At 69.3% G+C, this 9,150-nt stretch carries 8 protein-coding genes; 3 read left to right on the forward strand and 5 right to left on the reverse strand.

Annotated features, from left to right (window positions below; all coding sequences use genetic code 11):
- Window positions 1-189 (forward strand): hypothetical protein (locus ABZS66_RS58380; protein ID WP_354773107.1); only part of this gene is annotated, 189 nt, incomplete at its 5' end.
- Between the two features lie 24 nt (window positions 190-213).
- Here the strand turns inward: ABZS66_RS58380 and ABZS66_RS58385 are convergent.
- The gene (locus tag ABZS66_RS58385) at window positions 214-2,457 is read right to left on the reverse strand and encodes a polyprenyl synthetase family protein (protein ID WP_354773109.1); all 2,244 of its coding nucleotides are present in this window, start codon (window positions 2,455-2,457) and stop codon (window positions 214-216) included.
- Between the two features lie 184 nt (window positions 2,458-2,641).
- On the opposite strand from ABZS66_RS58385, the gene ABZS66_RS58390 reads away from it, so the two are divergent.
- Complete coding sequence (locus ABZS66_RS58390; RefSeq protein ID WP_354773111.1) at window positions 2,642-2,881, forward strand: aldehyde dehydrogenase family protein; 240 nt, start codon at window positions 2,642-2,644, stop codon at window positions 2,879-2,881.
- A gap of 46 nt (window positions 2,882-2,927) precedes the next feature.
- Here ABZS66_RS58390 and ABZS66_RS58395 read toward each other — a convergent pair whose 3' ends face one another.
- Complete coding sequence (locus ABZS66_RS58395; protein ID WP_354773113.1) at window positions 2,928-3,563, reverse strand: TetR/AcrR family transcriptional regulator; 636 nt, start codon at window positions 3,561-3,563, stop codon at window positions 2,928-2,930.
- 57 nt (window positions 3,564-3,620) lie between these two features.
- Here ABZS66_RS58395 and ABZS66_RS58400 point away from each other — a divergent pair, with 57 nt between their 5' ends.
- A complete protein-coding gene (locus ABZS66_RS58400; protein ID WP_354773115.1) occupies window positions 3,621-5,135 on the forward strand; it encodes an FAD-dependent monooxygenase in 1,515 nt (504 codons plus the stop codon).
- 134 nt (window positions 5,136-5,269) lie between these two features.
- Here the strand turns inward: ABZS66_RS58400 and ABZS66_RS58405 are convergent, their stop codons facing one another.
- The 3 genes from ABZS66_RS58405 to ABZS66_RS58415 all read right to left on the reverse strand — a co-directional run bounded on the left by ABZS66_RS58405 (window position 5,270) and on the right by ABZS66_RS58415 (window position 8,519).
- The gene (locus ABZS66_RS58405) at window positions 5,270-6,157 is read right to left on the reverse strand and encodes a fructose bisphosphate aldolase (protein WP_354773117.1); all 888 of its coding nucleotides are present in this window, start codon (window positions 6,155-6,157) and stop codon (window positions 5,270-5,272) included.
- A gap of 129 nt (window positions 6,158-6,286) precedes the next feature.
- Window positions 6,287-6,409, reverse strand: a complete 123-nt coding sequence (locus ABZS66_RS58410) for a hypothetical protein (protein WP_354773119.1) — start codon at window positions 6,407-6,409, stop codon at window positions 6,287-6,289.
- Entirely contained in the window at window positions 6,399-8,519 is a 2,121-nt protein-coding gene (locus tag ABZS66_RS58415; protein ID WP_354773121.1) for a glycosyltransferase, read from the reverse strand. The genes ABZS66_RS58410 and ABZS66_RS58415 overlap by 11 nt, the downstream gene beginning before the upstream one ends.
- Window positions 8,520-9,150: the final 631 nt, after the last annotated feature.

The following is a 9,150-nucleotide window of genomic DNA, read 5'->3' on the forward strand; positions in this document are numbered from 1 at the left end:
TTCATCCTGGCCGACCTGCGGGAGCTCCACCGGCCGTACCCGGAAGTCGTCCGGCGCGGCGACGGCGTGTTGTCCGTCAACGACGCCGTGGTACGCCTCGCGGGAGACAACGTCGAGATCCTCAGGAGCGGAGGGCCGGGCATCGACCTGATCCGGTCCGGTGCTGACGTGGCGCAGCGCTTCAGGTAGGAAGGCGGGCACCGCCGGTGCTGGTCAGTGTCGGCGGGTGGCGAAGTGGCGCACCGCGCAGGCGAGCAGGTCGGTGGTGAACGGCAGCCGCGCGCAGCAGTCCAGCGCCTCGGCCAGGTGTACCTCGATCAGCCTGCGCGCCTCGGGTAGGCCGCACGTGCGCACGATGTTGGCCTTCGCCGTGTCGTTGCCGGCATCCTTGCCCAGCAGCCAGGTTGACGAGGTGGCGTCCAGGACGTCGTCGCGGAGCTGGAAGACGACGCCGGCGTGATGCGCGTACCGTTTGAGCAGCTCCACCTGCTCCGGTGGCCGGTCCTGCAACATCAGCAGCGGCACCAGCGCGGCCTCGATCGCGGTCGAGGTCTTCAGGCGGTACATCTCAATGATCTCCGCCGGCGTCACCGGCGCGCCGTCCTGGCCCAGGTGCAGGTCCAGGTGCTGTCCCCGGCAGAGACCGTCCGGGCCGAGCACCGTGCCGACGTACTCGATGACGGCGGTGACCCGTCGCGCCGGGAACGTGCTGCTGAGCTGCGCCACGAGCCCGAACGCCGAGGAGATCATCGAGAGGGCCGCGAGCTGCGTGGTGGCCTCCCCGAACACGAGATGGGCGGCGGGCCGGCCGCGGCGCAGGGTTGCGCCGTCCTGCGCGGGCAGGTCGTCGAAGATCAGACTGGCGGTGTGGAACAGCTCACCGGCGACCAGCACCGGTTCGATCGCCGCCGGCTCGATGCCGAGCCCCTCGGCCAGCATGAGGCCGAGCGCGGGACGCAGCCGCTTCGCCGATCCCGCCAGGGCGTAGGAGACGACTGCATCGATGCCCTCGCCGCCGCGAGCCGCCTGATGCCGCTCCAGTAGGTGGTTGAGGTACGGCAACCGGTCCGCGATGAACGTCCGGCAGTCGACCGTGGACGGGTCACGGTACCGCAGGACCTGACCCGCCCGGCTCCGCAGCCGCTGTTCGGCCACATCGATCCGCCCGACTGCCAGGCTGGACCGCTTGGTCGCCGTCACCAGGAACCGCTCGATCGCACCGGTTGGCGCGAACCGGCGGCGCAGCACGTCGGCGCGGCCCGGGTTGACGGCGAGGTGCCGGCCCAGCCGAGCGGTGTTGTAGTAGGCGAGCGCGTCGGCCACGTCGGGTTCGCCGTCGAACACCTCCGCGGCGACGTACGCCTGGTACGCGAACAGGTCGTGCAACGCGTCCGGCCCATCCGTGCCTGATGATGTGAACGGGGTCCGGCGGCCGTCCCGTTCATCGTCGGCAGCGTCGATCAGGTCGTCACGCAGCTGGCTGAGGAAGATCGTGTTGATACTGCGGCGGTAGAACGTGTCGTCCAACTCCCGCCGCGCGAGCAGGTTGGCGATCACGCGGCTCATACCGGCCTTGACGAACATGTCCGGATACATCGCGTCCAGCCCTGCCGCCGGCAGCGTGCCGGTCGACCGCTGTGCATCGCGATGCTGGGCCAGATACATCGACTCGGCTGCGTGGTACAGGTGCCGGTGCGCGTCGATCGGATAGGCGTCCAGCAGCCACCCGTGCACGGCGTGCAGTTCCTCGGCGAGCGGGTGCTCCGGCAGGTCGGCGAGGTCGGCCGGCTGTCCCGTGGCAAGACTCTTGAGGGTCAGCTCGTGCAGCCGCTCCCGGAGTTCGGCCGGAAGATGGTCGCCGGGCAGGTCATGGAGCGCGTCGTCGACGATGGCGTAGGCGGCGCCGAACCCGTACGCTCCGGCCACCACGCCTGCCAGCCGCGTCCTGGCCTCGTCCGCGTCGGCGCCGGCGGCCCCGTGCGCCGCGATGATCAGCACGCCGGCCGTCGCCCGCAGCACCTTGCCCATGCCGCCGCTCCGGACGACGGCCTCGGGCAGGATGCGGTGCAGATGCTCGAGGCGCCCGGCCAGCCAGGCCAGCTCGGCGGTGCCCCGCAGCGGCGGCAGGTGGCGCTCCAGCGTGGCGACGATCCCGGCCACTCCGCGCCGGTCGTCGATCCCTGCAAGTACGTCCCGCACGGTCGGCAGCCGCCGGTCCGCAAGGGTGGCCTCGGCCGGTACCGCTGCCAGGTTGAACACGCTGAAGTGGGCGATCTCGCGGGCGGCCCGGACCCGCTCCGCTGCCCGGCGCCTGCCCGGGACGGTGAACCGGCCGGCCAGGGCCAGCTGTTCGGTGCAGCGGTCGGCGTACTGCTCGACCAGGTCCGGCCGGGTCATACTCCAGCGCCGGAAATCGGCCAGGGTATGCTCGACGCCCGCCATCAGCCGGCTCTCCACCAGATCCTCCTGGCGGAAGGGAAACGGCCCGCGGGCGTTTGCTGGGTCACTCATCAGCGTCCGGCACTACTCCCTGCATACGCGGCATCGGTGGTAGCCCAGGATGGTAAGCGACGCACGCTCGTCCCTCGGACCGCACGCTCAGGACCGCCTGCCACCCGCTCACCGACACGGGGCGGATCTGGTGTCGACAGACACCCCGTCCAGAGGAAAGTGGGCAACGACCAAGCTCGACGAAGGCGCCCGCCTCGTCGCCGGCGGTCTCGACGCCCCGGAAGGGCTCGACGGCGGCAACTACGTGCGGCCCAGCGTCTTCGCCGACGTGGACAACTCCATGCGCATCGCCAACGATTCCCCCGCCGCACTCAAAGCCATCCGGGCGAGACGGTGGCCGGACGCAACTCCGCCAGTGGAGCTGATCTGAACGTTGTCCGGGGGCCTTTCACATCGCTGCACGTCCCGAAGGGTGGTCAACGGGATGACGGACGGTGCTGTTCCTGTGGCAACAGTTGCGTGATCAGGGCATTGGCGAGCCATTTTTCGTAGCGGTCGGTGGTCCATCCGCGTTCGATGACGAGGGTTCGGTAGACCTCGGGCAGAACGAGGGTGAGGTAGATGGCCACGCCGTCGTCGACGCTGACGCCTGGGGCGAGGTGGGATGCGATGGCTTCGATGTGGCGGCGGAAGGCGCGTTCGCGGTTTGCGGCGATGGTCCGCATGTCTCGGGCGATGTCCGGGTCGGTGCGGGCTGCTTCCTGGTAGACGTCGATCACGTCGTACATCTGCTCATACTGCCGGCGCTGAAGGTTTGCGACCATCCGGAGGCCGTCTCGCGAGTCTGGCTGCGCGAGGGCTTCTTCGTGGACCCGGTCGACGTCGAGGGTGCCGGTGACACTCCAGGCGATGGCCCGCAGAATGGCGGCCTTGCCGCCGAACGCCGAGTAGATCGTCGGTGCCGGGATGTCGGCGGCCTCGGCGATCGCGGCGATGGTCGTTCCCACGTAGCCCTGGCTAGCGAACAGGGCACGCGCGGCCGAGGCGATCTGCGTCTTCGTCGCCATCGCCTGACGCTGCCGGTGGCTCGACCCTTCCCTCTTGACGACCACGGTAAAAGAGTATCACTCTTGAGTTCATAGTCGTACTATGACGAAGAGAGCTTAGCTATGACATCGGAACTGGTTGAGGCACCCGTGCTGATCGTGGGCGGTGGCCCGGCCGGGCTGACCGCGTCGCTGTTGCTGTCCCGGCACGGCGTCGAGTCCCTGCTGATCGACAAGCGGGTGACCGGGTCGCCGCTGCCGCGGGCCCGGGGCGTGCACTCCCGGGCGATGGAGATCCTGCGGGTGTGCGGCGTCGAACCCGACCTGCGCGCCGTCGAGTTGCCGATCACCCCGGGGGCGGAGTGGCGAACGGACCTGACCGGCTTGCCGCTGCGAGAGGACGTGCCGTCTGCCGGTCGGTCGCTGGTGAGTCCGTGTGAAGGGCTGTCGGTCTCCCAGGATGTGTTCGAGTCGGTGCTGCGCGACCACGCCGGTGGATACCCGGCGGGGCAGTTGCGGACTGGTGTGCTGCTGGAGTCGTTCCAGACCGTCGACGACGGCGTGCTGGCCACGGTGATCGAGCAGACCTCTGGCCGGGCGACGCACGTCCGGGCGCGGTGGATGATCGCGGCCGACGGCGCCCGTAGCGGTATTCGTCAGCGACTCGGTATCGCCATGAACGGCCCCGACGACCTCGGTCAGCAGACGATGATCGCGTTCCGGGCCGACCTGACCGCCTGGACCGGTGCCCGTCCGCGGGGGATCTACTTTCTCACCGCCACCGGAGCCGCGCTGATCTGGACCCACGCCGAAGACCGCTGGGTGATCAGTCAGCCCGGCCCGATAGTCGCGGGCGAAGACCCCGCGATGGTCATCCGCCGCGTCCTCGGCCTTCCCGACCTGACCTTGGACGTGCTGGCCACCAACCCGTGGACAGCCGCCGCGCAGTCCGCTGCGCAGTACGCGCACGGTCCGGTGTTCCTGGCCGGCGACGCCGCCCACCGCTTCCCGCCCGCCGGCGCTACCGGTGTGAGCGCAGCAATGCACGACGTGCACAACCTCGCTTGGAAGATCGCCGCCGTCGTCCACGGCCACGGCGGTGAAAAGCTGCTGGACAGCTATGCCGCCGAACGAGAGCCGGTCGGCCGGCGCAACGCCGAGGAGACCGGCGCCGCCTGGTCACGGATCTTCAGCGGGGACGGGGCGCCGTTCAGCGGGCGCAGCCTCGCTCAGATCGACATGGGCCACCAATACGCCTCACCGGTCATTGTCAGCGACGGCAGTCCTGGCGCCGACCCGCCCGGCGCTGATTACCAGCAGACCGCCACACCCGGCTGCCGCGCCCCGCACCTGTGGCTGACCGACGGGACCTCCACCATCGACTTGTTCGACCGTCAGTTCGTCCTGCTGACCGCCGAACCGGGCGCGGCATGGCGCGACGCCGCCGCGCACTGCGCCGACGTACGCGTCGACAGTCACGTCCTGACCGAGTCCGGATGGCCCGACCTGTACGGCGTCTCGCCCGACGGTGCGGTTCTTGTCCGCCCCGACGGACACGTCGCCTGGCGCAGCCGCACCGCATCCACCGATCCCGTGGCGGACCTCCGGACCGCCCTGACCACCAGCACCGGAGGCTGACATTGTCGCCCTACTGCCCCTCGTCGGCGAACGGTGGAAATGCGCAGATCGCCGGCGCTCTCGCTTTGCCATGAGCGCGCGGCCGGCCTTGCCCGATCGGTGGGTGGCCGGCTACGCCGGTCGGTCCCGGTCCCTCATGTGGTCGAGGCTCGGTAGATGGCGACGATAGAGGTGTCGAGCGTCCGGTTGAACTCGTCGTCGGTTTGCTGGTGCCGAAGATCCTCCGTCAGCGCTCGCGAGAAGCTGGCGATCAGGCCATGGTTGCGAGCCAGCCGGGCGACGGCATCGTGCTGGGAGTATCCGCCGGACAGGGCGACCACCCGCAGGACCTTCGGATGCTCGATCAGCTCGGCGTAGAAGTCGTCCTGCGTCGGAATGGACAGCTTGAGCATCACCTGCCTCCCGTCCGGCAGTACCGAGAGGCGGTCGAGGATGCCCTGCCGCAGCAGCTCCTCGGCCGACCGCTTCTCGTCGCTGTGGATGTCGACCTCAGGCTCGATGATCGGCATGAGGTCGGCGTCGAGGATCTGCTCGGCGTAGCCGAACTGTTGATCGAGCACGGCGGCGACACCCGCCGGGTTGGACCGGGCGATGAACGAGCGCATCTTGGTGCCGAACACGCGGCTGCGGGTGGCCCGCGCAAGCACGTCGTCCAGCTTGGTGAAGGGCTTCATCAGCCGCACGCCATCCATCTCGTCGGCGAGTCCCTCGTCCACCTTGACGAACGGGACGACCTGCTTGCGCTGCCACAGGTACAGCGGGGTGGCCATGCCGGCCACCTCGCGGTTCATGGTCTGCTCGAACAGGATCGCGCCGAGGATGCGGTCACCGGTGAAGGCCGGCGCGGTGATGATTCGCGACCGGAACTCGTGCATGCGATCGAACATCTCGTCCTGGGTTGCGTAGCCCGACTCCGGCACGCCGTACTGCGCCAACGCCTTCGGGGTACTGCCACCACTCTGGTCCAGCGCGGCGAGGAAACCGCGGCCGTACCCGATCTTCGACCCTTGCTCCTGGTCCATGCCCCGATCCTGGCACCGAACGCCGGCTGGCCGTGGACGAATGGCGACGAGCTCACCACCACCAAGTACCGTCGCACGGGCTAACCCCACCGCGCCGGCCGCCGGCCGCCGCGTATCGGCTGCGCGATTTCAGTCGGGTTCGAAGAACTGCGGATCGCCTTCCCCGCACTGCTGCCCCGCTTCCCCGGGCTGCGCCTGCTCGACGACGTGAACGACATCGAAGTCCTCTCCGACCGGCGGCTCAACCACCACGGCGAGGACAACAAGTTGACAACGTGCGGGTCGATGTGTCGCGCTGCCACGTCGGCTCGGCGCGCCGGGCCGCGAGTGCGGCACGAACCGCGAACGTCACATACACCACGGAGGCCGGAGCGAGCCAGGGTCGGTGCAGCACGACGTCGCGGAGCCAGGCCAGCCGCGCCGCGCGGCGGATGGTCGGGTCGGCGGCACGTAGCTGTGCGTTGGCCGCCCGGATGCGGGTCAGGCAGCGGAGTAGCTCGCGGCTGTGCCGGGGCGTGGCGACCCGCGCGCCGACCGCCTCGACGACCGCTTTCTCCGCGGCGTGGAACTGCCCGTCGAGGAACAGGTCGTCGGCGAGCACGTCCGGGAACCGCTCGAAGCGGGCCCGGCCGGCCGCCGACACTGCGACCACACCCCGCCCGAACAGGCCCGACCGATACGCCGGCAGGTGCCGGTCGATCGCGTAGAACGCCCGTACCAGCGGCGAACGCCCGGCAACGTCGAGGTCGCGGCGGGGCACGACGGCGAGCGGCGCGCCGGGGCCGGTGAGTGCGGCGGCGAGCGCCCGGGCCGCTGCTGGCTCCAGAACGATGTCGGCGTCCAGGTAGATGCGCGGGAACGCGGCGCTCACCGCGTCGCCGGCGTTGAGTGCCGCCGACTTCGACGCCTTCGGCAGCTCCAGCACGCGGACTCCGGGCCGGGCTCGTGCGATCCACGCGGTGGCGTCGGTGCAGCCGTTCGCGACCACGGTGATGTCCAACGCGTCATCAGACGCGCCATCACGGAGGGCGTCAAGACAACGGCCGATGACCGTGGCCTCGTTGTGCGCCGGGATGACGACGCCCGCGACCAGATCAGTCCTGGGTGTGTCAGTGATGTCGTCTCCGGGGTCGGGGCAGGGATCGCAGTTCGGCGTGGACGGGATGGGGGTTACCGCAGACCCGTCCAGCAGTCGCTGCCAAAGCGCGAGGTACCGCCCGACCTGGTGCTCCCAGGCAAGGGCGTTGCGGAACCGGTCGAGGCCCACGACGCGCATCCGGGCACGGCGCTGCGGATCGGCGAGCAGCGTGTGCAGCGCGTGGGCGAACTCATCCGGACCACCGGTAGGCACGTACGACGCGGCATCGTCGGCCGCACAACGGGTTTCCACCAGGTCGGCAGCCACGATCGGCAGGCCGTGCGCCAGGTAGTCCGCAGTCTTCGCCATCGAAGACAACTGGTTCATGCGGGTCGGCAAGTCTGGCTGAATCGCCACAGTCGCCGACCACAACAGCTCGTCGAGCTGATTCCCGGACAGCCAACCGGCAAAGTGCACCATATCGGCGACGCCTTGCTCGGCCGACAGCTTCTGCACGGCCGGCATGCTCTCGCCATCGCCGGCTATGACCATCCGCCAGCCGGCACGACCGCGCAGGCGCACCAGCTCGGCCACGGCGAGCACCGCGCCTTCGACGTTGTCCTGCGGCCCGACCACCCCGACGTATGCGATGACATGTTCACCGGCCGGATTGCTCGGCGTGCCGGCGACCTCGGCTTGCGCCGGGCCATTGCCGACGATCGTTACCCGATCCTCCCGTACTCCGTGACGACGCGCGTTGTCGCGGAAGGATCGGTTCGGCGTGACCACCTCGTCGGCGGTACGCAGCGTCAGCCGTTCGAAGACCTGCAGCAGCCGGTACACCCACCGGTTCGGCCGCCCCCCGGCCCGCGTCGCATAGATCTCCGGGCAGAGATCCTGATGGTCGAAGACCCAGCGCCGACCGGTGGCCCGGATCAGTATCGCAAGCGGCCAGTACACGTCAGATGGGTTGCACACCTGCACACCCTGCGCCCGCCCCCGCAGCACCTCACCGAAGAGCAGAATGGCGACGCAGAGGAACGACCAGCTGAACTCGATCGCATATGTGAAGAGTCCCGATCCCAGCACCGGAATCGGGTACGACCTGAGCCGGGTGTCCCGGGTGCCGGGCATGACCCTCAGGGCGGGCCGGACGCGCGGTGAGATCACGGTGACGTGGTACCCGTGCGCCTCGAGGGCGAGGCACTGCCGGACGATGCGCCGGTTGCGCTCGCCGGGCAGGTTATGGGTCAGAATCGCGATGTGGATGTTGCGTTGCTTCATCAACAGCCCCGGAGTGCCAGGCCCAGGCAGGTGATCGACGTGCATGGGTGCGGCTTCCGGCACTCGCCGCTGCGCGGCAGGGCACGGTCGGCCGGAATGCGTGTCGCTCACGCATGCGACGTCATCGTTGTAAAGATGAGGTTGCCATCGGACGCTCACGCTTCGCTTCGCCCGTCGCAGGTGACCAGCGCGGATTGCCACGCTCACCCGCCGACCGGCTCGGCCGGCACCTGCGCGTACTTGAACGCGGCGGCCTGGGCCTGCGGGGGCTCGGATTGCCAAGGTCGAGTGCACTCATCCGGCACCGTTACGCCGTTCAGGCGATAGGCCGAATCTGCTGGGGCGACACGGAGCTCTTCCTCGATCTTGAGTTCGGGCTGTCGCCGTGCGCCATCAGCCAGGGGCGCAACCCGGTGACCGGGCCGCGCCCCTGGCTGATGGTCGCGCAGGGCCTACCTATTTGATCTGCTGGCCGTTGTCGTTCCAGGTGTTGTTGCTCCACTGCGGCGGGGTCGAGGCGGAGAAGGCCTGGGTGCCGTAGTAGCCGCCCTTGGGCCAGAAGCCGCCGGTGGGGGAGCGCATGAACTTGTTGTTCGTGACCTTGCCGTTGGTGATCTTGTAGTTGGCGTCG

This window comes from Dactylosporangium sp. NPDC005572 (genome assembly GCF_040605515.1).
In the GTDB taxonomy this organism is placed as follows: domain Bacteria; phylum Actinomycetota; class Actinomycetes; order Mycobacteriales; family Micromonosporaceae; genus Dactylosporangium.

Excerpts from the sequence above, each read along its gene's own strand:
- ABZS66_RS58400 (WP_354773115.1), top strand. The coding sequence starts at position 3,621 with ATGACATCGGAACTGGTTGAGGCACCCGTGCTGATCGTGGGCGGTGGC.
- ABZS66_RS58405 (WP_354773117.1), bottom strand. The coding sequence starts at position 6,157 with ATGGACCAGGAGCAAGGGTCGAAGATCGGGTACGGCCGCGGTTTCCTC.
- ABZS66_RS58415 (WP_354773121.1), bottom strand. The coding sequence starts at position 8,519 with ATGAAGCAACGCAACATCCACATCGCGATTCTGACCCATAACCTGCCC.